Source organism: Paenibacillus sp. FSL F4-0087, from assembly GCF_038020215.1.
GTDB classification, from domain to species: Bacteria; Bacillota; Bacilli; order Paenibacillales; family Paenibacillaceae; genus Paenibacillus; species Paenibacillus taichungensis.
This window is the reverse complement of sequence record NZ_JBBODJ010000001.1, coordinates 457067-482297: the sequence shown is the minus strand read 5'-3', so window position 1 is coordinate 482297 and position 25231 is coordinate 457067. Positions and strand designations below refer to the sequence as shown.

The window sequence follows — 25231 nt, the reverse complement described above, 5'->3', positions numbered from 1 at the left end:
AGGAGATGAAAGGTTAACATCGAGAAAAACGGAGTCGGAAAGGAAACTTCCAATGAATTTTGCTTCCTTGCATCCCTATGTATATTTGGCAACCCGGTACCCTTTTGCGAAGGGTCAGTCGAGTTCTCCGCGAATTTGTTATACCAGCTCCATTTACTTGATCAGCGAAGGGTATGGGGTATTAAGTACAAATGGAAAGAGCAGCAGACTTGGTCCCGGTTCACTGATCTATATTCCAGCAGGTCAACTGCATGAATGGGTGGCTGATTTGGATAACCCTATGGTTCACCTGTGTTGTTATTTTGATTGGCATTATGTGGAGAGAGAAGATGTATTTGATACGGCTTGTCCGGTCTGTTATCCACCAAATGTGTTACAGCAAGCTTATGTGGGCCCGACTTTTCCGTATGCGCTTAAAGAAATATCAAAGGTGGAATCTCTGCAGATTTGGCAGGATCTTTTTGAGGATTTTTATAAAAGCGGGGCATACACCAATGAGCAGACTTTTATGTGGAGCTTGATGATTCAGCGTAATTTCCAGACGTTTATCGACTATTTTCTGAACTGTTGCATGGGGAATGACTATGTAATCCCTGATCGCCGGATATCTCAAATGCTTAAAAGTATGGAGCAGGACTTACTTCACGGAGCGCCCAAGCAACTGGATAGCTATTACAAAAGCCTCAATATGAGCCGTGGACATTTTTTTGAGCTGTTCAGGAAGTCTACAGGATACTCTCCCAGTAAATATATGAATCACTTTCGTATTGGACGAGCGAAGTACGATTTGCTTCACACCACATTAAGTATCACTCAAATTGCAGAAAAATATCACTTTAAGTCTGTTCATTATTTCTCCCGCCTCTTTCATCAACTGACAGGTCAGGCTCCGCGCCAATATCGCTTATTAAGTCAGTCCAACACTAGGGCCTCAAGCGCTTCATTGGAATGAACAGGCTTTTTTTGTCTACATATTCCCCCTTCATTGTTCAAATAATGATGGGACAGAACAAAGGAGGGAACGATGGATGAATAAGGCCGGACGAAAAGGGTGGTCCAGCACCTGGAAATTTAAAATGTCAGTGGTACTCACAGGTACGATATTCATGGTTTACGGTGTAGGCCTCTCTGCCAGCAGTGCGGAACCACATATTCCTTCAGGGCAAACCCCAGAGCAAATGTTAACGGAGCTGACCTCAACACAAGTACCTGGTTCAACTTCAGGTAAGATATCACCAACTCCGACAGACAAATCGCAGCGTAAACGAATGGCGATCATCATTGATGATGCGGGGAATGACATGAAAGGGACTTCTGAAATTTTGGCGACCCCGGTTAAACTCACATTGGCCGTGATGCCATTCTTGCCAACGACGAAGAAAGATGCGATTGCCGCACATGAAAAAGGAATGGATGTGATTGTTCACATGCCAATGGAGCCCAAAAAGGGCAGACCGGAATGGCTCGGTCCAGGAGCGATCACATCCAATCTGACGGATGAAGAAGTGCGTGAACGAGTCGAGAAAGCCATAGATGAAGTTCCTTATGCCGTCGGCATGAACAACCACATGGGTTCCAAAATTACGTCTGATAAACGCATCATGTCCATTGTATTGGATGTATGTCGAGAACGTGGATTGTTTTTTGTGGATAGTCGAACCAATTTTCGCTCTGTGGTAGGGGAATTGGCCATCACCAAAAACATGCCACCCGTCGGCAACGATATTTTTCTGGATGACCACAATTCCAAACAACAAATACGCAAGCAAATGGATTTGGCAGCCCAACGTGCTTTCGACAAAGATGTGTGTGTAGTGATTGGTCACGTTGGCCATACCGGATTAAATACCTCTGCTATCGTCCATGAATCCGTATCTCGGCTCAAAGATCAGATTGAGTTCGTCGGTATTAGCGATCTGGTTCGAGATGTGTGGCATTGGCAAGCAGAGCCTAAACTGCCGACAGATAATAAATAATGCCATTAGCAATGGACTGTGCAATCCGTTTCTGTTCGCTTGGGTCGCTGATCATTGCGCGATCATGTGCATTGCTCAGAAATCCGGTTTCAACAATTACAGCGGGTTGCTTCACATGATTTAACAGGTAAAAGGGCTTGCCCCATACAACATCGCGCTCTGTCTCGTACAATTGATTTAGCTGATTCTGAATGGAGCTTGCGAGCATGTAGCTTCGTCCTTCGTTCTGATGTAAAACAACAGGGCCTTGCGCAGCTGATCTTGGACTCCAGTTGGCATGGATGCTGACGACGATGTCGGTACTAACCTCTTCGCTAAGGCTTTTGCGTTGAGCCAAATCTCTGCGATGGCGTGAGCGACTGTTTAACCAGCGATTCTCGTCACTCAGCGCATAATCGCCGAGTCGGTTGATGATGACTGCATAACCCTTGCTGCGAAGCAGGAGATACACCTTTTGGCTGATGGCTAGATTGATGTCTTTTTCCAGTACACCATGGTCTGTTGTTCCACCGTCAATACCGCCATGACCAACGTCCAGAAGGATGACAGGTGCTGCAAACGCATGATGAGTGGAGTGATAGGCATCTCCATCGGTTACCGGCAGCATGGATGGGCTTATGGGCGATCGATGTGAATGCAGTGTAGGCAGGTCGGTCAGGGCGAATGTCGCCGCACTGGCATGTGTGGTTAGAGGGATGGAACTGATGCTGATTAGCAATGCCATCGATGCGGCCAGCAGCTTATACATGAGAATACACGCTCCTTCTTGAAATAGGCATCTTATGCTAAGAAGTGAGTGGATGGATACCTTTGGCATTAGACTGTGCATTCTTCTGTTTTTCATACTCTTTGCAGCAAAAAAAATGTTTATTGATGATCCCTTCTGCACACAATAGAAATAACATAAGCCCCGGCTTTGCCGGAGCTAAGGGAGGCAGAGGTTATGGCCAAAAGTGATGAGTTGGTGAAATACATTACAGAGCGAGTTGTTCATTATATCGATACTCCGAAGGATGAGCGTAAAGGACGCACCAAAGCCAAAGAGCCGTGGACAATGAAATGGTTTGGAATGATTCCTTTTGCCGTATCTCTATGGGTTGGGAAAAAGGAAAAAGCAATGGATTCGCAGGGGAAAATGCAGAAACGAAGCTCTTCAGGTAAAGGTTAATCAAAGAACCAGCGTAGTAGTAGCTTCTTCCAAAGAAAAAGACGCATTCCTATCAAGAATTAGAGGAAGGCGTCTTATTTGTTGTGAGGATCGGTCACGGTTTCACAGCATAGAAATGCCCGTCGCGCAGCAAGGTCTGAAGAGGTACAAATCGTCTTACCGAAGTATTCCCGCCAATAGCTACATATTGTTTTTGAACGGTTCCACGGTCGTCACGCCAGATCTGATAACCACTGACAGGCAAAGGCCCACCATACAAGACATTTTGCTGATCTGCAGAGAAAACGATCTTTTTATGCTCTTTCCATTGCTGATTCAATGTCTTTACGCCGCTTATCGAAAGTGCTTTTGAAGTGATCCATAACAGATTGTCCGCGGGATCAAACAGAGGTTGCAGATCCATGGAGTCAACGGACAACGAGGAGACTTGTAGTGAATCTTCGGGCGTTATCACGACAGCTTGTACAGATATTGACCTTATGGACTTCATTCGTTTCGTAGCCTGCTGTGAGTCCCTATCCAATGCATTCAGAACACCCGTTGGCAAGGTATCGCCATTGGTTGCGTCAATATAGATTGCATCATCGTTAGGTCTTTCCACTTTCCAATAAGTGAGCAGGGGAGGCGCATAGCGTAATTGAAGCCCTCCTCCGTTAGTAATTAGCTCCTTCAAGTCCAGTTGCTGCCGATTCAGAGCTTGGTCCAACAAGGAAAAGTTGTACGGTCGTTGTTCTCCATGACCATACTCGCTAAGTTGAAATTGTCCTTGGTCGTTAGCTGAAATGATCATATAACCAACGGGTGACTGTCCAACATTAGCGTATACCAACCAGCTACGTGTGCCTGGACCGAGGGGATAAAAGTCCAATTGGGCATGATCCCAATGGTTCTCTTCATGTTCAGTACTTAGAATGATGGCTTGCTCTCGAGCAAATTGTTGTACTGCATCAGGAGCCAGTGTGTCGGAATGAAGTTCCGCCGTACTTGTAGCCATTGTAGTGGGGAGTACGGATCTAAATGCATTTTGAATTCCGGCACCTTCAGCTTGTAATAAGGGGAGCAAGGTGATTACACATAGAAGGCACATTACAATTCCGGTTATTCGGCGAATCACGTTCCATCCCTTGTGGAAGGGTCGTTTCATGCTAACACCTACTTTTCTGGGGTACATATCCTGACAAAACGGACTCCATTTTCGCTGCTTGATCGTTTCTAGTTCCATTTTAGAGGACAGGTTATGCAAAGGTTGCTGCAACCTGTCGGGATGCCACTCATGAATAAACACTACTTTTGCCGTCATTTGCGGGAAAAGTAGTGTCTTCGTCGTCTATCTTAAATGAAACATGCCACTGCTAATCGCAGTCACCTTTACTTTGGTCTCATATTGCCAGATCATCTCGGTACGGCGTGTCTCGTATTGCAGCTTCATGGCTTCCCGGTCCATGACCGCTTGGCGGGCTTTATCCTGTTCCGGGTCCGTTTCTGGTTCTGCCTGAACAGCAGCAGCTTCAGCAGCGAGTTCGACATCTGATCCGATTGTCACATTAGTTGATTCAACGGGCTGCAGACGTGCATTCTGGATACGGGAAGGGCCGGAGCGGGAAGTCTGAATTGGAGCAGATGATCCGGTCCCTGCATATTCCTGATCCGTTGAACCGTCTGTGCTGGAGGCAGAGGTTGTATCTACGTCGACGTCGACCTCAGGAGTGTCTTCTCTAAGAACTGCTTCATAGTACGTGTCGACAACAGCAAGCTCCAGATCAAGCCGTTCTTTGGCTTTCTCTGCCCAGCTATAGTCGAGTTCCAGCAAGCGGTTTGTCAAATGCGATTCCAGAGCTGCCCCGGCATCAGATAACGATACTTTGGCAGTCTGTACGTGCATATTCTCAGCCAGCCTTGGGCTAAGGTCACGCCTGTTCAGCTTCGAGCCGAACTTCTCGACAATTTCCCCTGTTCTGAGGGAGATGCCGATAAAATGAAGTTCCTCTTTTTTCAGATCACAGGCAAATTCTACTTTAAAACACACCCCAAGCCATGGCTCGTATACTGCTGGTGCGGTAGCGCGCAATTGCCTTTTTGCAGCCTGTTCAAACAGGTTCACGAACGCACCACCTTCACGCGCTGCATTGAAGATCTGCTGCAACCTGCGGCTGCCATATACAACATCTTCTTTCAAAATCCGTCCGGGTCCCAGCTGAGGCAGAGAAGGGACAATACCGAAGTATCGACCTAGAATAGTCTCTTTGGGAGCCTCGGGGGTACCGGGATCGGCACCTGGTGAGGCTGGTGGTGCTAACTGTGCAGCTTTTGCTTCTTCAGCTTCCAAAGCTTGCTGATAGGCATCCGGATCAAAGACGAATGTAAAGGACATCGTCTCCGCAGGTGCGCCGGTTCGCTCCACAAATCCCCAATAATACGGACGGTTGGTTAACGCCTTGTCGGCTTCAGGTGAAAGCTTTACCGTAACATGGGCAGGAGAACGCTCCATAATCTGACAATCAAGTGTTTCCAGGTAAGTGAGCACATACGCCTGCACTTCATGGGGTGACATGGTCATGATCAGAGACCTCCTTTACGAATATCAAGCCCGGATACGGCGGGTGCCTCATCTGCGACTTCGCGCTGAATGGAGTTCAGCGATTGTCCAAGCGAGTCCATTTTACGGCGGATATCCTCTTCGTTTTGTGATTCAAGCATGATTTTGTACAAACTTTTTTCGATTGACTCCTTCTTCTCAAGCCGCTCCAGAATGACATCCAATCCACCAATGACCATCTCGAACATATTGATCTTCTCATGAAGCAGATTCAGAATATGCTCCTCGATTGTGCCGGTCGTCGAAAGGTTGTAAATGTTTACATCATTCTGCTGTCCCAATCGGTGAACGCGACCGATCCGCTGCTCAACACGCATGGGATTCCAGGGCAGGTCGAAGTTGATCATGTGATGGCAAAATTGCAGGTTGATACCCTCACCGCCCGCCTCGGTTGCAATCATTGCCTGTACGCGGCCACGGAAGAGATCCATCATCCAGTCTTTTTTACCCCGGTTCATGCCGCCCCGGTAGGGAACTGCGGTCAGGCCGTTGTTGCGAAAATAATTGAGCAAGTACTCCTGCGTGGCACGATATTCGGTGAAAATAATAACCTTCTCATTCATGTCACGAACAAGTTCCATCGTTTTTTCCGCTTTGGTATTTTCCTTGATCGCTTTAATATGAGCAACGAGCTCCCAAATCTTATCCCGCAGTGGGGAGTCCAGTGGAAGCTTCTTCGACAGATTGACCAACGTCACAAACACCGCATCCCGGCTGCTGCATACTTCGCGCTGCAACGTCACTAGGGAAAGCATGCTGCTCAGATTGCCGCCCGCTTCCTGGTACTGATCCTTCACAAAGGAAGTCACCCCATCGTAAAGGGCCTGTTCTTCAGGAGAAAGCTGCAAATTCACATTGGACACGTTCCGTTTGGTAAATTGAACAGGTCCTTCACCGCGACGGTTACGGATCATGACTTTGGACAACTCATCCTTGAGCTGCTCCTGATTTTTCGGAATGCGTTTGTCGACGACAAAGTTGGCTGCAAAATCACCCTGACGGCCAAGCTGTCCCGGCTTGAGCAGGTTAATGAGGTTGAACAGCTCGCTCATATCATTCTGCACCGGTGTAGCCGTAAGCAGCAGGCAGTACTTTTTCCTTAATTTCAGCATGAATTGATAGTTGGTCGTTTTTTTATTTTTGAGTTTATGAGCCTCGTCGATAATAATCATGTCGTAATCCGTATTCAGCAGCATATCTTTATGAGGGTCACGCTTTGCTGTATCCATCGAGGCAACCACAATTTCGTTCTGCCAGGAATACGCCTTTTTCTGTGCAACCGCAGGGATGCCAAATTTGGAATTTAACTCCCGAACCCATTGCAGTACAAGGGACGCAGGCACGAGAATGAGCACTTTGGATACGAGTCCACGAACCATATATTCTTTCAAAATCAGGCCGGCTTCAATCGTTTTGCCAAGTCCAACCTCATCGGCGAGAATGGCACGACCTGACATTTCAAACAGTACTCTGCGTGCAGTATCCATCTGGTGTGGAAGAGGGGTGAGTCCCTGTAAATGCTTCAGACATTGGATTTCATCAAAGTTGGGAATCAGATTCGTCTCTTCCGCTTGAATGCCAAGTTGAAAGAGTCTGTAATCGCCCCAAGGGCCGCCTTTATCGAGTCTGGACTCCAGTTGGGTGATCCAGCTGCGATCGAATTCAAGCGGAACGGGTAGTTCTGCTGCAGGTTGATTAATTTGATGCGGGTTTTTCCGGTTCATGGTGCTTCCTCCCCTGCCATTCGTGATGACGGTTTATTCGTAGGTAATAGTATGGACGAATGAGAGGCAGTTCATAACCAACCTTGGAATAAGGGGTGATTTCAATCAGAAAGTCTGGAAGGGTTGTAAAATGATAGGTATTCACGTATGTTGATGAATAGTCACTTTACTTAAGTAGAGTGACTATTATGTCTCAAACTATATCCTGAATATGAAGGAGGAGAATCTGTTTATGCTTTCATTGATTTTTGATATGGATGGTACGTTATTTCAGACAGATCGAATATTGGAGACTTCTCTGCATGACACTTTTAATCATCTGAGATCAAAGGGATTGTGGGAACAGAATACACCAATAGAAAAGTACCGTGAGATTATGGGAGTTCCTCTGCCCGTCGTCTGGGAGAATTTATTGCCCGGATACTCGGACCAGATTAGACAACAAGCAAATGAATGGTTTCATGAGAAGTTGATTGCGAATATCGACGCAGGCCATGGTTCCCTGTACCCGTACGTAGAAGAGTTCTTTCACTACTGCAAAGAGAAGAGTATACCGATATACATAGCGAGTAATGGACAAATCGAATACTTGAATGCCATCGTAAACTATTATCATCTGAATGAGTGGGTAAAGGAAACATTCAGCATACAGCAGATTTCATCACAAAATAAGTCTGATCTCGTACGCTCCATCGTGGAGAAATATAAGATCATTCATGGGATGGTTATCGGAGATCGATTGTCTGACATTAAGGCTGCGAAGGATAATAAATTAATTTCCATTGGATGTAATTTTGACTTTGCTCAAGCCGATGAGCTAGCTCAGGCGGATCGGGTTATTGATAGCATTGAGGAGTTGAAGGCTTTAATCGATGTACTGTAAAATGGATGCAACAAAAAAAGCGGCCCATGTGGCCGCTTTATGATTTAAAGAAGTTAACTCCAATATTTTTTGATAATTTCATCGCGTCCGGAATAAATTCGGGATTCTTTATAATATTTCGGATCTTTGCGATGGAAATTTTGATGATATTCTTCTGCCGGATAAAATACGGATGCTTCCTCAATAGCAGTAACGACAGGTTTATCGAATCGGCCTGTTTTGGCCAGTTCCTCTCGTGATTTCAGGGCCAATTGGCGTTGCTCTTCATTGTGATACAGGATGGCAGCCCGATATTGGCTTTTGCGATCATTACCCTGACCCGTGGCATCTGTAGGATCGATCTGCGGCCAGTACAGCTCAAGCAATTTCTCATATGGGAAAATGGCTGGATCAAACGAGATTTGCACGACTTCCAAATGCCCTGTTTCCCCGGTCAACACTTGTTCATATGTAGGGTTTTCTACGGTTCCACCCATGTATCCGGATATAATCCCGTGAATGCCGGGCTGCTCTTCAAAAGGACTTACCATACACCAGAAACATCCCCCGGCAAACGTTGCTTTTTCAATCACTGCTATTCCCCATTTCTCAGTTGTGTTTAATCAAGATTACTATGAAAGCTAGTCATAACGCAATCCATTTGATAGTTCATCCACCCGCTCCCAATCGAGCACAACAAACCCTTTTCTTTTTTTGCACAGGATTTCCAGATCGGACAGTTTCTGAATGAGGCGATTTAAGTGACGGGGCGTTGTACCGATTACGGATGCTATTTCTGGAATGTGAGGCGTGCTAATTTCTTTGCCAAACTCTTTGGGTAGACGAGTGGACATCAAATAGATGGCAAACCGTTCTTCAACGGAGGAAAGTGAGTTGATTCGGGATGCCGCTGTACATGTCTGCAATTTATAGGACAGATGTTTAAGTAATTCATTCAAAAAACGATAATCCTGCATTAAGTTTCGTTCAACGGTTTGTATGTCTATAAACAGGAATTTGGAGGGCTGTACAGCTTGAACCTGTGATTGTACAGCCACTTTCTGAATCAATTCAATATCACCAAAAATGGATAAGGGGTGGCAGAAACGCAGCAAAAGAGACTTGCCAGTCTCAACACTTGAGGAGACTCTGGTCAGACCTTCCACTTGGAAATAAAGCCCTTCTAGCTCATCGCCTTCCGTAAGAACATATTCATCTGAATCATACTCCCGAAGCTGAATGGGAAGCAAAGCTGCGTCAGCAAAGATTTGTTCCAAATTAAAAAGGGACATATAAGGTTCTATCTTTTCGTATCCCCTGTACATTTTCATTTTTTTCACCTCGAATGGACATCGGTCCTTTTCATTATATATGAACTTGATATGATTAGAAAAACGAGGGGGAATGATGATGAAGTTTGTATTTGATCTGGATGGAACCATCTGTTTTCAAGGGAAACCGTTAACCAGAGAAATGGTTCAGACATTGGACTGTCTCGTGGAGAAAGGTCATGAACTTATTTTTGCATCTGCACGACCGATTCGTGATTTATTGCCTATACTGCCTGTCCATATGCAGCAATTTCCGCTGGTAGGCGGTAATGGAGGATTTGTGTATCGCAGCGGGCTTGAGATTTCCACAGTTTATTTGGAAGCATCTATTGCTGACCATATACTGGCGTTATTGAAGCAGCATGAAGCAGAGTATCTCATTGATTGTCAATGGGATTACTGTTATTCAGGTAAGCCGGAGCATCCCATTCGAAGAAATCTGGACCCCGAGTGCAGAGCGAAGAACGTGCTGCTGGAGGAATTAACCGAGATAGTGAAGGTAGTGGTCTTAAGCAGCCGCAACCACCAGGAGATGCTGGAGGCATTGCACAACCTTCCTGTGGTTACATACATGCATGGAACAGAGAACATCATTGATATTAGTCCTAAGGGTGTGAATAAATGGACAGGTTTGCAAGCACTTGGGGTCTCTCCCCATGGTTTTATTGCTTTTGGAAATGATGCGAATGATATTCCCATGTTTGAGTATGCCAGTCGTTCCATTTGCGTTGGGCAACATGAGAAGCTTGCTCAGATTGCGAGTGAAAGGGTAGAGAGCCAAGAGAAGAATGTCATCGACAAAATCATTGAAATTGCAGAAAGACTGGAAGAAGAGGGAAGTGTATTTGGCAAAGTTAGGGTAAAAGTCGAAAACATTGCGGCAGGATGATCACTATTGGGATTTAGCATTCATTAGAGATAATCAATAAAATGAAGAAGGAGTCCGCCAGTGGTGGACTCCTTCTTCACATAACAAGCATCTCTCTTCTAAACGTAACCGACGATCCCCATGATGAACTCATAGAGGAAGTATAGGGAAAATCCAAACAGTAGTATTCCGGCTATGACGGAGACCCAGCGAATCATGGCGCGACTCATCACTCTTCTGGTGACAGACACCACCGACAAAAGCCCTAGATCATGAATTAGAATACCACTCATTACGCCGCATGCTGCGATAGCAAAGCTGCCTGAATGTGATGAGCTATAGGAATCAGATAACACTGCACCGAATACGGAAACCCAAAAAATCAAATTCCCTGGAGATACGGCGACAAGCAACCCATTGCGATATGTACTAAAGAATGATTTCTGAGTCTTTTCGTCTGCGGGTGTAATATCTTTATCCGCATTTTTAATGGAATCGTAGCCCAGATAGGCCAAAAATCCTGCACCTACCAGCCAAAGCGGGATCTGCACGTAAGGCAAGGCCAGTACAGAAGCGAAGCCAAAGTACATGGCGAGTATAAGCGTGACATCAATTGTCATACCGCCGAGACCAACTGCCCATCCATGGATAAACCCATTTTTTAAACCTTGTTTTGTCATTTCTACAGTAATTGCTCCGACTGGCATGGCAATGGCAAGACCAATCAAGAAATATTTTAGATAAACTTCCATTTCACAATCCTTTCATCTCAGTTGATTCATCTTACTGATGTATAGTAAAAATGTATTTTTTAATTTAATACACCTATCTTCGAATATCAAGAGAAAAATAATTGGTGAAATACAGCAGTGGCCCCGTTTTCGGTAATATTTTCGTATATTCAAATAGTGATTAGCGATGGAGGAAGTAATTCTTTTTCATCCTTTACTTATATTGTATAATTATGGATGAGAAAAAGCCTATTATATCTCATGGGCCTATTGAAAACGAAGAGGTGATCAGATGCGAAAACCGATAGATGAACCTATGTTTTATTCGTATCCCGGCATGGTGGCGGTAGTGACATCCCGTCATAAGGGGATTCAGAATGTGATGGCCTCAGGCTGGCATACCTATATTGGATCGTCTCCCGGAATTTACGGGATATCGCTGAGGAAGGAAACGTACTCTTATGAATTGATTGAGCAGAGTGGAGTATTCGGGGTACACTTCCTTCCGGGTCATCATTCGGAGTGGATTCAGGCTGCGGGAACCTTCAGTGGAAGAGACACAGACAAATTCTCGAAATTCGGGATTACATACGAAGAAGGAATCAAAGTGAATGTACCCATTCTGACCGAAGCTTATTTTGCTTACGAGTGCAAGGTAATCGATATCACAACATATGGGGATCATGAATTGATTGCAGGTGAAGTGGTACAGCGGTATCAAGACCCGGAATACTTCTTAGAAAATGGAATGGTTAATCTGGACAAATTGCAGATTCCAATGTATGTAGGACGATCCTCTTATCGGATTCTTGATGGGAGTGCGGAAGAGAAGGTTCATCCGTTTTACCTCTAGGGTCCTAGGCAACAAGATGCATTTATGAGCAAAACTTTCAATCCGGCAAGAGATAGGTTTATAATGGTTATTGGCTGCTGAGCAAGTCGGCAGCCTTTTCCTATTGGCTCAAGCGTACACTCCAGACCCTCAGAAGGATCTGCTCATATATGAAATAAAAGGCAAGGTAATATTAGCCATTCCATGAAAAATGCTGTATTTAACAATAAAATTAGAGTATGATTTTACAGCTATATATGCTTGGCAGGAAAGGTTACATCGTTTCACTGGATTGTAACTATTGCTGTAATTTGTGAATAATCTTTCGGGCGTATAATGCTAAACGGGAGATAACAACAAAGATATAAAGAAATCGTAATCATAAACATCATGGTTAAGTAACTCGTCTTCTTTATGTTGTAAATGAATGATGGAAGGTGCAATACGTATGTTAATGACAACCAGAACCACAAGGAGTTCTCGAACGCCCCAGACATGGATGATGTCGACTCACATTGTCAAGGAGGGGCTCGCATGTCACAATCGTTAAAAAGCAAGCGGCATATGAACGGACTGGATGGTTTGCGAGCCATCGCTGTGCTTGCAGTCATAGGGTATCATCTGAATTTAAGTTTTATTCCGGGTGGTTTGCTCGGTGTAGGCATTTTCTTTGTTCTATCAGGGTATTTGATTACAGACATTCTTTTGACACAATGGCAGGAGCAAGGCCGGATATCGCTCGGTGATTTCTGGGTGCGAAGAGTAAGGCGCTTGTTACCTGGCATGATCACGATGACAGCAGTGGTGATGATTTGGTTGCTCTGCACAGATCCATCTCGACTCGCTGCGTTGCGTGGTGACATTGTCTCGGGAGTATTATACATAAGCAATTGGTGGTATATCTTTCATAACGTTTCCTATTTCGAAAGTTTCGGCCCTCCATCACCCTTTGGGCATTTCTGGTCGCTGGCTGTGGAAGAACAGTTTTACATTGTATGGCCCCTTCTACTGGTAGCAGCAATCATTTTGTTCAAAAGAAAGGGATGGCTGGTCGTCTTTATTGTCGTGGCAGCTGAATTGTCTGCTGGTGCAATGGCCATCATGTATAATCCGGATCTGGACCCGAGCCGTGTTTATTATGGAACAGACACAAGAGCATTTGCTCTACTGGCTGGTGCTGCACTGGCCGTGGTATGGCCGAGTCGCAAGCTATCGTCATCCCTAGCCCGCATCAATCGCCTTGTCCTGGATGCGTTAGGTTTAGCTGCGCTTGCTTGGTTAATCTACATGATGCTGAATAGCAGCGAGTACGACCCTTCATTGTATCGAGGAGGAATGGTACTTCAGGCCATAGCGACGACATTGCTCGTAGCTGTACTGGCTCATCCATCATCTTTCCTGGCAAGGCTCATTGGCGCTAAGCCATTGCGCTGGATTGGGGAAAGGTCCTATGGTTTATATTTGTGGCACTATCCTGTTATTATTCTAACGAGTCCAACGGTAGACACGGGTGGAGCACATCCTGTGCGAATGGTTTTGCAGGTTGCAGCAACGGTTGCACTGGCCTCCTTGTCACTTAAATACATTGAAAATCCAATACGTCATAACGGATTTCGTGATTCCTGGTCCCGGTTATGGGGAAGAGGGCGCAATACAACAGGTATTCGCAACGTATGGTGGAAGCGAGCTGGCTTGCTGATGAGCATTCTGTTGATGTGCTTTACGGTGTCACAGATGATGATTACGTCTGCAGCGAATTCTGATTCCCATTCGGTATCAATGTCGGCCACGCTGAATGGAGAACATTCCGTAACGGAGGAAAAAGGGCAGGACGTTCTTCCAGCAACAGTGAGCACTTCTGGGGCTGACAATCAACCTGCGCCTCAGAAAAACGACAAACCAGCGGCGAACGCTGGAGATCCAGCAGGCAAAGAAGAACAGCAAACGGTGAAGCCAGATAATGCTCCCAAATCGGAGGAACCAATCTCAGGTGAGCAGAAAGGATCAACTCCTGGCGATTCGAACCACGCTATTGGTAAACCCAGAGGCAGCACCGACAATCCAGGAAATCCAGAAGACAACGGTAATGAACATCCAGAGGATCCTGTAAATACGTCAGATTCGTCCAAAGAACAAGAGGAAACAGCTCCTCCAGCCAAAGACGGCAAGATTCACTATACGGTCATTGGAGATTCGGTTATTTTGGACGCCAAGCCTTACCTTGAACAAACCATATCGGGTGTGCACGTGGATGGTCATATCGGCCGTCAGATGTGGGAAGCTGCCGATGTACTGGATGGCCTGAAGAGAAATAACCAAATGGGCAGTCAGGTCGTATTGGAGCTTGGAACGAACGGTTCCTTTAATTCCAAAAGTCTGAATTCTGTGCTGGATTATTTGAAAGATGAAGAACATGTTTATCTGGTTACCGTGCGAGTCCCTCGCCCATGGGAACGAACCGTGAATAAAGCACTGAACGAAGCTGCTTCCGATTATAGCAATGTATCTCTTATTGATTGGCACACTGCAAGCGAGGGGCATGACGAATATTTCGAAAAAGATGGCGTACATCTAACGAAGGAAGGTTCGGAAGCTTTTGCAGCACTTGTGAAAGACAGTATGAAATAAATCAGAACTTATCTATTCATTTATTTATAAATTCATGAATGTTTACGGACCCAAATTAGAGACATTCAGGTTAACTCCACAAAGAACAAAACAGCCGATGCTTCCCAACTGGGAGTCATCGGCTGTTTGTTGATTACGCGGTGCTTGAATACACGCATCATTATTGAAAAGATTCGTACCGCTGCTGGAACGAAGACTCCATTTCCAGTTGCCTAGCCAACTGCTGCTTCACTTTTTCTCCACGTCTGGCCTGCAGCTCTTGCAGTCGTTCTGTAGAAGTGAATTGATCGGCGGCCATATCAATGAGTAGCTCAGCGAGCACGTCTGCATCTTCCAATGCTGCATTCAATCCAAAAGCGCCCGTTGGAGTCATCGTGTGAGCGGCATCACCAAGCAAGACCACGTTGTCCTGCGCCCATAATTCGGCGAAACTGCTCTCTACGGATAACAAAACAAAATCACTCCATGTCTGGATATGTTGAGCTACCGAATCAGCGAGACAGGGGAAGGCCGCCACGAGTTTCTGTACAAAGGGAGCAAAAGGCTGTTCACGCAACTTGGAGAAGGACCCTTGCGGAATGTTCCATCCAATCTGCACGTATCCTCCGAATTGTGAGAATAACGCCAACTGCTGACCATCCATACTGGCCATTCGAACAGCAGGTTCCCAGCCTGTTGGAGCAGGAATGCGAGCCCATAACAGGTCGTATCCATGTTTGCGGATATCCGGGGTCAGACCAGCGTGTTTGCGTACAGCTGAATATCTGCCATCTGCCCCAACGATTACCGCTGCTTCAATGGAAGCAGGCCGTCCTTCTTGCCGAATGTTGATGCCAACCGTATGGTCAGCCTTATTTCGTAACAATCCAGTCATAACCGTATTATAAAGAACCTGTTCGTTTCTCTGTTGCTGTGATTGTGACACGATGACTTCAAGCAGATGATCCTGCGGCACATGAATGCCTACATGGGATTCTTGCTTGCCAGGGAAAATGGTGTGGATGATCTGACCATTCTCCCAGTATTGAATTTGCTCCAGGGGCAGCACGCCACGCTGGGTAACAGAAGAGTATAACCCATGCTTATTCAATACATGTTCACCATCTGCATTAAGTACTTCGCCACGAAACGACTTAAGCAGGTGCGGCTGGCGCTCGATCAGAATGGTGGATATTCCCTGTCGTTTCAGCAGGAATGAGAGTAGAGCCCCACCAGGACCAGCTCCGACAATACAAACGTCAGTTTTTAAATGCGTATTTTGATTCATGTGTAAAATTCCCTTGCAATATAATGGATGAATATCGTATTACTTTATAATAACAGATTTATAAAAATCATTAAGTAACTAAAAGTAACTTTAAAGATATACGTTATTATAAACAAATTCAATCCAATATTGCAACAGAATCATTCTATTTCTATACAGGAAGAGGAGTTCAAGCCTGCGGTATTGCTTTTTAGCTTATGAGCGCAGGCTTGATAAGAACAGCAATTTCTTTTATGTGAAATACTCTGATTTCTATGTGATCAATCGGTTGGTTATGCGAGCCACGCGTTCTCCCAGAGCTTTACCCAGTGCTATGCCCTGTTCGCTGAGCAGATCATCACTGTCCACCGGACAAGTCACTCCAACACCATAATAGGAGCCATATAATGCGTTATCTGCAAAGTTGCCAGGTAGCCCGGTAATAATCATGCCCTGATGGAGCATCGGTGTCAGCAAATGAATCAACGTTGACTCCAGTCCACCATGCTCGGTCGCGATGGTACAGAACACCGCACCGACTTTGTCGACAAGCTTGCCCTCTGCCCAGAGGTAGCCCAGCTTGTCGATCCACTTTTTCAACCCGGAGCTGATGGAGCCAAAATGTCCGGGGCAGCCCCAGATAATGGCGTCCATTTCCACCAGCTTGTAGATGTCGGCTTCTTCTGTGGAATGCAAATGAACGGTTGCACCATGCACACTGGCTGCGCCAGCAGCAATCGATTCGGCAAGCGCTCGTGTATGCCCGCCTTCACTATCGAAAACAATATAAATGTTCATTGCTTGATTCCTCCTTGTGTGGTTATCTGTTCATGCTATAAGGTAGCTTGTCACATGAAACCGCAAAATAAGCATGAACTTTACAGACAAGTAAAGGGTTCTGGGAAACAAGCGCATTTTTCACAAACAAAATAGTACAAATATGTTACAATATAAGGTAGGTTATGATCAAAGGTAGGAGGAACGTTTATGAGCCCGGATACGGAGCGAAACTCTCAATTGGCAAATGTGGATCAATTGTTGGAGGCCTTCTTCAGATATAAAAATAAAGTATTGGATCAGCAGCAAAAGAATGAAACAAACTGCAAATTGAACCCGACGAAAAGTCATATATTGGGCATGATTTTACGTGAAGAACGCTGCATGGCTGTAGATGTGGCCAGACAACTTAGTCTATCTTCTGGAGCAACCACAATTGTACTGAATCAACTGGAGAGCGAAGGTCTGATTCAGCGGGTGCGCAGTGAAGAGGACCGAAGAATTGTATGGTTATCCTTAACAGAAGATGGGCAGCAGCTTGCAAAAACGTTAATTAATAATCGCGGTCGAATGACATGGGAACTTTTGCAGGCGCTTACGGAAGAGGAACAACTGCAGATGTTTGGCATGCTGAAGAAAATTGAGCTAAAACTGTTAGAGAAAATGAAAACGTTGGAACAAACGCATCGCTAAATATTTGGGATGTAAAAAGCCAGCCTTCAAGAAAGAGCCCGTTTTGGGACTTGAATCTTGAAGGCTGGCTTTTAATTTTTCCAGTCAGAGATGGAAGCGTTGAATGTGATCGGTCAGCCCTTCCTGGATCAGAATTTCCTTCTGTTTTTTACCGAGCAGGTCAAAATGGGGAAAAGGCTGACGCCGATGGATATAACGTGGGTCGAGTTCATGCTCTCTACACCAATCCTCAAGCCGTTTCAGATCCGAACAGCCTACTTTGGTCACACTGGTAATGCCCGGAAAACGGTTGTCGATCCAGAAATGAGTGAGATAGGCAAGGTCGCCACGAGATACACGTTCTTTCCACTCGGTCAGTTCCTGTCGTTTAATTCCAAATGCCATAGACACCAAGTTCCTTTCCAAACGGGTATTGTCCTGAGCATATTGTAACATCTTATAAATAGAATCAATCAGAAATCTGCAATCGGACTGTTGTGCATTCGCATTAGACGGGGATTGAATATGACAACATTTTTATAATAAACTTTGGTTTATGCTAAAATAAGGCTATACAAAATGGTTTTCACCACTTCATTTTTCGGAAAGGGATTGTCATCATGGAACTATTTATCGCCGTGCTTGTTTTGCTGGTACTGATCGGTTTATCGAATATTTTGAACCGGTTTGTACCCTTTATCCCCGTTCCGTTGATTCAGATTGTTCTCGGTGTAGCCATTGCACTATTACCTGCGGGTGTGCATCTGCCACTGAATCCGGAATTGTTTTTCGTGCTCTTTATCGCTCCGTTGCTGTACAACGACGGGAAGCGAACACCGAGGCACGAGCTGTGGAATCTAAGAGCACCCATCCTTTTGCTGGCCCTGGGCCTTGTATTTGTTACGGTTGTCGTGGCAGGATATGCCATTCACTGGCTCATTCCAACCATTCCGCTTCCTGCGGCTTTTGCACTCGCAGCAATTCTGTCCCCGACAGACGCTGTGGCAGTAGGCGCTATGGCAGGTCGTGTGCATTTACCCAAGAGCATACATAGGCTTCTTGAGGGAGAAGCATTGATGAATGATGCATCCGGTCTGGTTGCATTCAAATTTGCGATTGCCGCCACGGTTACAGGGGTGTTTTCCCTGGCTCAGGCGTCATTTAGTTTTATACTTATCGCGATTGGCGGGTTGCTGATTGGTGCCTTGTTATCGTTCTTGTTGATCCGACTCGGTGTCTGGATTCGGCGTCTGGGGATGGAAGATGTCACCATTCATATGTTATTGCAAATTCTTACGCCCTTCGTCATCTATCTGGTAAGTGAAGAGGTGGGTGTTTCGGGCATTCTTGCGGTCGTCGCAGGCGGGATCATTCATGCAATTGAGCGAGACCGGACCGAGTCCGTACAACTGAAGATGCAGGTGGTATCTGCCAGTACCTGGTCAGTTATTTTATTTATTTTGAACGGATTGGTCTTTGTCATTTTGGGGGTACAGATCCCGGATGTACTGAGTACCATCTTCGAGAATGTCTCGTTTGATAACCTCCAAGTACTCGGCTATGTGGGCCTTATTTCAGTGCTATTGTTGGTGCTTCGTTTTGTCTGGATCTATCTGTTCTGGAAAGGTAATGAAAATTCCGGTGAGGCGTTGTCTAGCGGGAAGCCTCGGCTGAAAGAAATTACGATCATTACTCTTTCGGGTGTGAGAGGGGCTGTAACATTGGCGGGGGCCTTCTCCATCCCGTATGTTCTCCAAGACGGGTCTCCTTTTCCGGAAAGGGATCTGATCATATTCCTGGCGGCAGGTGTGATTCTGTTCACTCTGATTGCTGCAAGTGTATTTCTTCCTATTCTTGCGAAGAACGAAGAAAAAGCGGAAGAAGGTACACCGCAAACGACGGAACGAAAAGCACAGGATATTATGCTGAATGCTGCCATTCGTGCAGTGAAGTCGGAAATGAACGACCAGAACAAAGCTGCTGCGCTTGCGGTTGTTTCCGATCTGTCGAAATATATCAGGCAGGCGGCTGGCGAGCTTACTGCCGGTAAGCGCAAGGACATTTTGAAACAGGAAACAGCAATAAATCTCATCGCTACGCGGGCTGAACGTAAAGAGATTGAGAAGATGATGGATGAAAATGTAATTGCTTCGGAAGCCGCGTTTAGATGTAACAGCTGGTTGGATCGGAAGGAAATGATGCTTGCGAACCGTACGAATACCCAGATGATGTTCTCGCTCAGTGAAATTGGACGCGTGTTTGGTCATGTGTTTATGAATCGTTCAAAAAAGCCGGATCAGCCATTTATGATTGAGAATGCGGATCTGTTCCGTCAAGTGAAGATGCGTACCTCTGAAGCGGCGATCAAGGCGATTCGTGCAAACATGAACGATAGTAACCGGATTGTGGCTCTGTCGGTCATCTCTAGATATGAGCGGGTTATTGCCAAATTACGCACCTGGAACCAGGGCAAAACGGAAGATCCATTTGATCAGGAAAAGCTGGAATTGCAAATGGTGGCCATGCAGGAGCAGCGCAATACCATACAGCAGCTATACGAAAATGGTGAAATTAACCGCGATGTGGCTGCAAAACTCCGTCGATTCATTAATGACGTGGAAGCCACTGCGCTGAAAAACACCTAATCCGATAAACCCGATATTTTAAATATGCTTAATCCTTTGATATAATATATGTGAGTTACTAACGCTCAGAAAAGGAGATGGATGAGACATGGCAGAACAACGTACTCGCTTGGGCAAAACCGATCTGATTGTTAACCCGATTGGATTGGGGGCAAATGCAGTAGGAGGACATAACATCTATCCGAATATGCTGAATGATGAAACAGGCAAGGATGTTGTTCGTACGGCTTTGAAACAGGGCATTAACTTTTTGGATACTGCTTTCATCTATGGACCTGAGCATTCAGAACGGTTAATTGGTGAAGTGCTGAAAGAAACGGGGCAGCGCCAAGATACCATCATTGCAACGAAAGCTGCACATAAATTCGTGGATGGCAAGGTAGTTTTTGATAACTCACCTGCTTTCCTCAAAACCTCGGTTGATGAGGCATTGAAACGTCTGCAGACAGACTACATCGACTTGTTTTATATTCACTTCCCGGATGAACATACACCGAAGGATGAGGCTGTAGGGGCGCTGAAACGTTTGAAGGACGAAGGTAAAATCCGTGCCATCGGAGTCTCTAACTTCTCCATTGACCAGTTGCGTGAGGCGAATCAGGATGGAGCTGTGGATGTACTGCAGTCTGAATATAATTTGTTCAAAAGAGAAGCGGAGAAAGAATTGCTGCCTTATACGGCAGAGCATGACATTTCTTTTGTACCTTACTTCCCTCTGGCAGCAGGGCTGCTGGGTGGCAAATATAATCGGAATACAACCTTTCAGGATGGGCGGGCGAAGAACCCGTTATTCACAGGGGAAGCCTTTATTCAGAATTTGGACAAGGTGGAACAACTACGCAGCATTGCACAGTCCAAGGACACTGAGGTCGCACATCTCGTTCTAGCCTGGTATCTGACTCAGTCGTCCATTGATGCGCTCATTCCTGGTGCCAAGAAACCGGAGCAGGTCATCAACAATCTGAAAACACTGGATGTTGAGCTCACAGCTGAGGAAATTGCAGTCATTGATCAAATATTTCGTTAAATAGTTCTGGTGAATCGGGAAATGCTAACAGGGAGTTTACGTTTGAAGATAAAGAGAGGACATAAACATGAACCTGAAGGCAGCCCGATGCATCGGATTGTGTGCGCTTGTTTTTTTGCTTGGAAGTAGCTCTGCCTACGCCAAACCTGTGCAGAAGAATCGACAGTATTATGAGGAACGGGGAGAGATTGTGTGGGAGGTTCCCACACATGATAAACTCATCGCACTTACCTTTGACGATGGGCCCGATCCGGTCCAGACCCCGCAGATTCTGGCTTTACTCGAGCAGTATCAGGCCAAAGGCACTTTTTTTGTGCTTGGCAAATGGGCGGAAAAATTTCCTGATCTGATAAAGCAGGAGCAACGGGAAGGACATGAAATCGCCAATCATACGTATGCACATACGTACGCGGTCAGGTCAACAAGGGCGGACAAGTACAGCCACGAAATGAACATAGCGGAGAAATCCATTGTTGGAGCAGGGGCGCAGCGTCCCACGTTGTTTAGACCCCCGGGAGGCTATTACAATGACATGGTCATTCAGGTCGCCAAGCAGCAAGGCTATACGATTGTGCTATGGTCCTGGCATCAGGACACACGTGATTGGGCTTCACCAGGTGTATCCGCCATTGTGAACAAAGTGCTGAAGAACGCACGTAACGGGGATATTGTTCTGTTTCATGACAAGGTGGAGGGCAAGTCCCAGACGGTTGCTGCGCTAAAAACGATTCTGCCCAAGTTGCAGGAACAAGGTTATCGTTTTGTAACTGTATCGGAACTGCTTGCCGTTAAGGCGAGAGAGGCTGCAAAGGATGACAATTCATCCTTACCACAGCATCCATAGTACAAGCCAAAAACCGCACGTCTCTGGATTGAAGAGACGTGCGGTTTTTTATTATTTCGTTTTATCTAAATAGGGTAGGTATGGTTTGCCCAAGGCCATTTTAGCGTTCAGGCTTGACTTTACGAGGACGGGAGCGAGCTCGCCGCAGGAATAATGAGAGAAACAGACCAATGATTGAAATCCAGGTCGCTACAATGAAAGCATCATTAATGCCTTCAATCGTTGATGTCTGAACAGCGATACCATAGAGCTGCTGTAATGCAAGGCTTGAACCTTGTTCAGGCGGCATTCCAGCCGCAGTAGCCATCTGCGTGCCGAGTATACCCACTTGTTCTGTCAGTGCGACATTGGTTGTGGTCACGGTGTTGCTGTAATCCGCCAAATGAATACCTGCACGTGTCGCCATCACGGTGATGAGCAGGGCGGTCCCGATCGAACCAGCGACCTGTCTGACCGTATTGGACATGGCCGTACCATGACTGGTGAGATGAGGCGGCAATTGATTTAGCCCCTCTGTCTGTACAGACATCATCAGCATGGACATGCCGAAGCTACGAAACGTGTATAGCATCATGATGTGACCATAGGGCGTCTCCCCCGTCAATTTGCTAAACTCAAAGGTTGAGATGGCGGTAATGATCAAACCGACAATGGCAAGCGGGCGAGAGCCAATCCGGTCAAACAGCGCTCCTGAGATGGGAGACATAACGCCCATTAGCAATGCACCAGGCAGCAGCAACAATCCGGATTGCAGGGGAGAGAATCCCCTTATATTTTGCAGATAGATCGGTAACAGCAGCATTCCGCCAAAGAGTGCCATGTTAATCGTTGCACTGACCAGCGTTGAGATGGTGAAAATATCGTATTTGAATACACGAAATTCTAGCAGAGGGTTCTTCATGGCCGTTTCTCTGAGTACAAAGAAGACGATGAAGAGCACGCCGATAATCAGTGTCAACAGCACAGTTGCACTGGTCCAGCCTTTATCTCCGGCAGAGCTGAATCCATATAGTAGAAAGCCGAAACCGATGGTGGAGAATAAAGCGCCAAAACCATCAAATTTCGGCGAAGTAAGTTTGGACACATTTTTCAGCCAAATGAAGGCAAACAAAATATCAAGCAAGGCAAGCGGGATGACCATATAAAACAGAATCCGCCATGTATAATGTTCCACGATCCATCCAGATAACGTCGGGCCAATGGCTGGAGCAAACATCATGGCAATGCCCATCGTGCCCATGGCAGTTCCCCGTTTCTCAGGAGGGAAAACAGTCAGAAACACGTTCATAACCAAAGGCATAATAATACCAGCCCCACTGGCTTGTACGATACGACCGATGAGCATCACCGTAAATCCAGGACTGATGGCACAGATCAACGAACCTAACGTAAACAACAGCATCGCAGTCACGAATAATTTGCGGGTTCCGAACGATTCAATCAAGTAGGCGGTAATCGGAATGAGTACCCCGTTCACCAGCAAATAGGCTGTGGACAGCCACTGCACGGTCGTTGCTGATACGTTAAAGTCATTCATCAGATGGGGGATGGCTACATTGAGCAAAGTCTGGTTCAGAATGGCGATAAAGGCGCCGAGCAGCAGGACAGCGATGGTTTTTCCAAGAGGTACTTGATTATCCATCAGCAGCCTTAAATATGAACGCGCACGGTAGCGCTCATGCCGGGAACCACACCCAGTCCTTTATATCCTTCGATCGTAATGATGATCGGGATGACTTGTGTTACTTTAGTGTAATTCGCATTGGTATTGGACGACGGTAGCAGCGAAAAGGAGGACGCAGTGGCAAGTCCGATCTGGTCTACTTTGCCTGTCAATGTCGTATCCGGAAAAGCATCGACATATACATCGACGATCTGACCCGCTTTAATTTTATCAATCGCGGTCTCGTCCACATTGGCCGTCACGTACAGGTTATTGAAATCATAGGCCCGTGCGAGGGGTGTACCCGCAGATACTAGTGAATTTTCGACGGCGGTCTGTTGTACAATGGTACCATCAACCGGCATTGTCACGGATGTTGATTTTCCCGCAGCGGTAACGGTGGCAACGGTATCGCCTGCATTAAATGTTGTACCTACCTTACCTTTCCAGGATCTAAGCTCACCGCCTACTGCGGAAGCCACGGAGATCGGCTGCCCGGCAACAAGCGCATTATCGGTTTTAACGTAACTGGTGGATTGGTTGTAATAGTAGATCCCGGCGGCCCCGGCTCCCAAAATCACCAGTATAACAATGATATTGATCAAAATGGCACGTGAATTCATGCTGATCATTCCCTCCTCAATTCGGTTTTCTGTAAACATTCTCTTCGCTAGGTGTTGAAAGTCTTCTGCTGACAATCCTGTTTGGAGCATTCCCGCTACTTTGTCGCTCTATACGAAACAAGATGAAATATTATTCGCAGAATAGGGCACCAATATATTGATTAAGGCTGCCTACAGGCGGATGATAAGGAGGATGCTCATATGTTGATCATTTTGGCGGTAATCGTTGTTATCGGGGTTGTGTTTCTGATGATATATAACTCCAGATCGTCCCGCAAGGCTGCAGAAGCACGAGCTTCCAAAATAGCAGAAGTGGATGAAGGGCCTGTCCTACTACATGAAGAAGACCAAGCCCGGAAGGAAGACCGAATTTACGCAGAGGCAGAGCATGCAGAGGTTTTGGAACATGCGGATCATAGGCAAACGGAGATTCATCAGATGGATTCTACATCGGAAGTGACCCCTTCACCACAGAAAAGAGAGACGCAGACTACAGATGGTGATCAAGCTTATCGCCAAGCATTGCTTCATTTCCGTAAACCTGCCGAAGTGGAAGACGAAACGGTGCTGACGGAGACAAAAGAACCTGAACAGAGTGCAGATGAAGTCTATCGATCAGCTCTGAAAGTGATGAAAAGCAAATCTTCTGATCCCTCTCCAAAGCGAAAATAACAGTTCAGTTATGTTTTTGAACATGGGACATGGCTTTCGTTTTCAATTCAAAACGTCTACAATAGATGAAGCTTTGTAAATTATGGCTACATGACATGGAATACGTTGAAGAGGAGAGAGAAAACCATGAATGGACAACAACGAGTAAATATCAAACCGGGTCTTGAAGTGGATATCGTGCTCAAGCAAGATCAGCCGACAGGCAAACTGACACGCGGTATCGTGAAGGATTTGTTGACCAAATCGCCCACACACCCGCATGGGATCAAAGTACGTTTGACCAGTGGACAGGTGGGACGAGTGAAACAAGTCGTTACAGGAGCGTCGGAATGAGCCGCTTCCCGAG

25 protein-coding genes are annotated in these 25231 nt (G+C 46.0%); 13 read left to right on the top strand and 12 right to left on the bottom strand.

Annotated elements, in window-relative coordinates:
• The first annotated feature begins 52 nt into the window (after positions 1-52).
• Together MHB84_RS02265 and MHB84_RS02260 are read left to right on the top strand one after the other, a co-directional pair.
• Positions 53-952, top strand: a complete 900-nt coding sequence (locus tag MHB84_RS02265; protein WP_076289394.1) for an AraC family transcriptional regulator — start codon at positions 53-55, stop codon at positions 950-952.
• 76 nt (positions 953-1028) lie between these two features.
• Entirely contained in the window at positions 1029-1976 is a 948-nt protein-coding gene (locus MHB84_RS02260) for a divergent polysaccharide deacetylase family protein (protein WP_256716823.1), read from the top strand.
• Here the strand turns inward: MHB84_RS02260 and MHB84_RS02255 are convergent.
• Positions 1951-2724, bottom strand: a complete 774-nt coding sequence (locus tag MHB84_RS02255; protein ID WP_076289395.1) for an N-acetylmuramoyl-L-alanine amidase family protein — start codon at positions 2722-2724, stop codon at positions 1951-1953. The two genes, MHB84_RS02260 and MHB84_RS02255, sit on opposite strands and share 26 nt — an antisense overlap.
• 195 nt (positions 2725-2919) lie before the next feature.
• Here MHB84_RS02255 and MHB84_RS02250 point away from each other — a divergent pair, with 195 nt between their 5' ends.
• A complete protein-coding gene (locus tag MHB84_RS02250; protein WP_076289396.1) occupies positions 2920-3144 on the top strand; it encodes a YqzE family protein in 225 nt (74 codons plus the stop codon).
• A gap of 94 nt (positions 3145-3238) precedes the next feature.
• Here the strand turns inward: MHB84_RS02250 and MHB84_RS02245 are convergent, their stop codons facing one another.
• From MHB84_RS02245 to MHB84_RS02235, 3 genes are all read right to left on the bottom strand, one after another.
• Positions 3239-4138 (bottom strand): hypothetical protein, encoded by a 900-nt coding sequence (locus tag MHB84_RS02245; protein ID WP_143764700.1) that lies wholly within the window; start codon positions 4136-4138, stop codon positions 3239-3241.
• 333 nt (positions 4139-4471) lie between these two features.
• Complete coding sequence (locus MHB84_RS02240) at positions 4472-5701, bottom strand: YqhG family protein (protein WP_076289398.1); 1230 nt, start codon at positions 5699-5701, stop codon at positions 4472-4474.
• Positions 5702-5703: 2 nt separating this feature from the next.
• Positions 5704-7464, bottom strand: coding sequence for a DEAD/DEAH box helicase (locus MHB84_RS02235; protein ID WP_076289399.1), 1761 nt, complete (start codon positions 7462-7464; stop codon positions 5704-5706).
• 232 nt (positions 7465-7696) lie between these two features.
• Here MHB84_RS02235 and MHB84_RS02230 point away from each other — a divergent pair, with 232 nt between their 5' ends.
• Complete coding sequence (locus MHB84_RS02230) at positions 7697-8347, top strand: HAD family hydrolase (RefSeq protein ID WP_256716825.1); 651 nt, start codon at positions 7697-7699, stop codon at positions 8345-8347.
• 53 nt (positions 8348-8400) lie between these two features.
• Here MHB84_RS02230 and msrA read toward each other — a convergent pair whose 3' ends face one another.
• Both msrA and MHB84_RS02220 read right to left on the bottom strand, forming a co-directional pair.
• Positions 8401-8916, bottom strand: coding sequence for a peptide-methionine (S)-S-oxide reductase MsrA (gene msrA / locus MHB84_RS02225; RefSeq protein WP_076289735.1), 516 nt, complete (start codon positions 8914-8916; stop codon positions 8401-8403).
• 51 nt (positions 8917-8967) lie between these two features.
• Positions 8968-9618 (bottom strand): Crp/Fnr family transcriptional regulator, encoded by a 651-nt coding sequence (locus tag MHB84_RS02220; RefSeq protein ID WP_341142996.1) that lies wholly within the window; start codon positions 9616-9618, stop codon positions 8968-8970.
• A 118-nt stretch (positions 9619-9736) separates the two neighbouring features.
• On the opposite strand from MHB84_RS02220, the gene MHB84_RS02215 reads away from it, so the two are divergent.
• Positions 9737-10546, top strand: a complete 810-nt coding sequence (locus MHB84_RS02215; RefSeq protein ID WP_076289402.1) for an HAD hydrolase family protein — start codon at positions 9737-9739, stop codon at positions 10544-10546.
• 98 nt (positions 10547-10644) lie between these two features.
• Here the strand turns inward: MHB84_RS02215 and MHB84_RS02210 are convergent, their stop codons facing one another.
• Complete coding sequence (locus tag MHB84_RS02210; RefSeq protein WP_076289403.1) at positions 10645-11277, bottom strand: LysE family translocator; 633 nt, start codon at positions 11275-11277, stop codon at positions 10645-10647.
• A 271-nt stretch (positions 11278-11548) separates the two neighbouring features.
• Here MHB84_RS02210 and MHB84_RS02205 point away from each other — a divergent pair, with 271 nt between their 5' ends.
• Positions 11549-12109 carry a flavin reductase family protein gene (locus MHB84_RS02205; protein WP_076289404.1) on the top strand — a complete coding sequence of 187 codons (561 nt, stop codon included), beginning with the start codon at positions 11549-11551 and terminating at the stop codon, positions 12107-12109.
• Between the two features lie 513 nt (positions 12110-12622).
• A complete protein-coding gene (locus MHB84_RS02200; RefSeq protein WP_076289405.1) occupies positions 12623-14716 on the top strand; it encodes an acyltransferase family protein in 2094 nt (697 codons plus the stop codon).
• Positions 14717-14876: 160 nt separating this feature from the next.
• Here the strand turns inward: MHB84_RS02200 and MHB84_RS02195 are convergent, their stop codons facing one another.
• Positions 14877-15983, bottom strand: a complete 1107-nt coding sequence (locus MHB84_RS02195; RefSeq protein WP_076289406.1) for an FAD-dependent monooxygenase — start codon at positions 15981-15983, stop codon at positions 14877-14879.
• Between the two features lie 252 nt (positions 15984-16235).
• Positions 16236-16760, bottom strand: a complete 525-nt coding sequence (locus tag MHB84_RS02190; RefSeq protein WP_053783691.1) for an NAD(P)H-dependent oxidoreductase — start codon at positions 16758-16760, stop codon at positions 16236-16238.
• A gap of 189 nt (positions 16761-16949) precedes the next feature.
• Between MHB84_RS02190 and MHB84_RS02185 the strand changes: the two genes are divergently transcribed.
• Positions 16950-17432 (top strand): MarR family winged helix-turn-helix transcriptional regulator, encoded by a 483-nt coding sequence (locus MHB84_RS02185; protein WP_076289407.1) that lies wholly within the window; start codon positions 16950-16952, stop codon positions 17430-17432.
• Positions 17433-17516: 84 nt separating this feature from the next.
• Here MHB84_RS02185 and MHB84_RS02180 read toward each other — a convergent pair whose 3' ends face one another.
• Positions 17517-17816, bottom strand: coding sequence for a hypothetical protein (locus MHB84_RS02180; RefSeq protein WP_076289408.1), 300 nt, complete (start codon positions 17814-17816; stop codon positions 17517-17519).
• Between the two features lie 215 nt (positions 17817-18031).
• On the opposite strand from MHB84_RS02180, the gene MHB84_RS02175 reads away from it, so the two are divergent.
• From MHB84_RS02175 to MHB84_RS02165, 3 genes are all read left to right on the top strand, one after another.
• On the top strand, positions 18032-20056 hold the full coding sequence (locus MHB84_RS02175; protein WP_076289409.1) for a Na+/H+ antiporter: 2025 nt from the start codon (positions 18032-18034) through the stop codon (positions 20054-20056).
• 88 nt (positions 20057-20144) lie between these two features.
• Positions 20145-21083, top strand: a complete 939-nt coding sequence (locus tag MHB84_RS02170) for an aldo/keto reductase (protein ID WP_076289410.1) — start codon at positions 20145-20147, stop codon at positions 21081-21083.
• Positions 21084-21150: 67 nt separating this feature from the next.
• Complete coding sequence (locus MHB84_RS02165; protein ID WP_076289411.1) at positions 21151-21927, top strand: polysaccharide deacetylase family protein; 777 nt, start codon at positions 21151-21153, stop codon at positions 21925-21927.
• Between the two features lie 100 nt (positions 21928-22027).
• On the opposite strand, the gene MHB84_RS02160 is transcribed toward MHB84_RS02165, so the two are convergent.
• A complete protein-coding gene (locus MHB84_RS02160; protein ID WP_076289412.1) occupies positions 22028-23569 on the bottom strand; it encodes a DHA2 family efflux MFS transporter permease subunit in 1542 nt (513 codons plus the stop codon).
• Positions 23570-23577: 8 nt separating this feature from the next.
• Complete coding sequence (locus tag MHB84_RS02155; protein ID WP_076289413.1) at positions 23578-24213, bottom strand: HlyD family efflux transporter periplasmic adaptor subunit; 636 nt, start codon at positions 24211-24213, stop codon at positions 23578-23580.
• 201 nt (positions 24214-24414) lie between these two features.
• Here MHB84_RS02155 and MHB84_RS02150 point away from each other — a divergent pair, with 201 nt between their 5' ends.
• Together MHB84_RS02150 and MHB84_RS02145 are read left to right on the top strand one after the other, a co-directional pair.
• Positions 24415-24885 (top strand): hypothetical protein, encoded by a 471-nt coding sequence (locus MHB84_RS02150; RefSeq protein WP_076289414.1) that lies wholly within the window; start codon positions 24415-24417, stop codon positions 24883-24885.
• Positions 24886-25011: 126 nt separating this feature from the next.
• Positions 25012-25218 carry a YwbE family protein gene (locus MHB84_RS02145; RefSeq protein WP_063564738.1) on the top strand — a complete coding sequence of 69 codons (207 nt, stop codon included), beginning with the start codon at positions 25012-25014 and terminating at the stop codon, positions 25216-25218.
• Positions 25219-25231 lie beyond the last annotated feature (13 nt).

Coding starts and splice junctions, on each gene's coding strand:
- MHB84_RS02245 (WP_143764700.1), bottom strand. CDS start 4,138: ATGGCTACAAGTACGGCGGAACTTCATTCCGACACACTGGCTCCTGAT.
- MHB84_RS02220 (WP_341142996.1), bottom strand. CDS start 9,618: ATGTCCCTTTTTAATTTGGAACAAATCTTTGCTGACGCAGCTTTGCTT.
- MHB84_RS02170 (WP_076289410.1), top strand. CDS start 20,145: ATGGCAGAACAACGTACTCGCTTGGGCAAAACCGATCTGATTGTTAAC.
- MHB84_RS02205 (WP_076289404.1), top strand. CDS start 11,549: ATGCGAAAACCGATAGATGAACCTATGTTTTATTCGTATCCCGGCATG.
- MHB84_RS02160 (WP_076289412.1), bottom strand. CDS start 23,569: ATGGATAATCAAGTACCTCTTGGAAAAACCATCGCTGTCCTGCTGCTC.
- MHB84_RS02150 (WP_076289414.1), top strand. CDS start 24,415: ATGTTGATCATTTTGGCGGTAATCGTTGTTATCGGGGTTGTGTTTCTG.
- MHB84_RS02165 (WP_076289411.1), top strand. CDS start 21,151: ATGAACCTGAAGGCAGCCCGATGCATCGGATTGTGTGCGCTTGTTTTT.
- MHB84_RS02250 (WP_076289396.1), top strand. CDS start 2,920: ATGGCCAAAAGTGATGAGTTGGTGAAATACATTACAGAGCGAGTTGTT.
- MHB84_RS02210 (WP_076289403.1), bottom strand. CDS start 11,277: ATGGAAGTTTATCTAAAATATTTCTTGATTGGTCTTGCCATTGCCATG.
- MHB84_RS02260 (WP_256716823.1), top strand. CDS start 1,029: ATGAATAAGGCCGGACGAAAAGGGTGGTCCAGCACCTGGAAATTTAAA.
- MHB84_RS02195 (WP_076289406.1), bottom strand. CDS start 15,983: ATGAATCAAAATACGCATTTAAAAACTGACGTTTGTATTGTCGGAGCT.
- MHB84_RS02265 (WP_076289394.1), top strand. CDS start 53: ATGAATTTTGCTTCCTTGCATCCCTATGTATATTTGGCAACCCGGTAC.
- MHB84_RS02235 (WP_076289399.1), bottom strand. CDS start 7,464: ATGAACCGGAAAAACCCGCATCAAATTAATCAACCTGCAGCAGAACTA.
- MHB84_RS02230 (WP_256716825.1), top strand. CDS start 7,697: ATGCTTTCATTGATTTTTGATATGGATGGTACGTTATTTCAGACAGAT.
- MHB84_RS02175 (WP_076289409.1), top strand. CDS start 18,032: ATGGAACTATTTATCGCCGTGCTTGTTTTGCTGGTACTGATCGGTTTA.
- MHB84_RS02240 (WP_076289398.1), bottom strand. CDS start 5,701: ATGACCATGTCACCCCATGAAGTGCAGGCGTATGTGCTCACTTACCTG.
- MHB84_RS02145 (WP_063564738.1), top strand. CDS start 25,012: ATGAATGGACAACAACGAGTAAATATCAAACCGGGTCTTGAAGTGGAT.
- MHB84_RS02180 (WP_076289408.1), bottom strand. CDS start 17,816: ATGGCATTTGGAATTAAACGACAGGAACTGACCGAGTGGAAAGAACGT.
- MHB84_RS02190 (WP_053783691.1), bottom strand. CDS start 16,760: ATGAACATTTATATTGTTTTCGATAGTGAAGGCGGGCATACACGAGCG.
- MHB84_RS02185 (WP_076289407.1), top strand. CDS start 16,950: ATGAGCCCGGATACGGAGCGAAACTCTCAATTGGCAAATGTGGATCAA.
- MHB84_RS02255 (WP_076289395.1), bottom strand. CDS start 2,724: ATGTATAAGCTGCTGGCCGCATCGATGGCATTGCTAATCAGCATCAGT.
- MHB84_RS02215 (WP_076289402.1), top strand. CDS start 9,737: ATGAAGTTTGTATTTGATCTGGATGGAACCATCTGTTTTCAAGGGAAA.
- MHB84_RS02155 (WP_076289413.1), bottom strand. CDS start 24,213: ATGAATTCACGTGCCATTTTGATCAATATCATTGTTATACTGGTGATT.
- MHB84_RS02200 (WP_076289405.1), top strand. CDS start 12,623: ATGTCACAATCGTTAAAAAGCAAGCGGCATATGAACGGACTGGATGGT.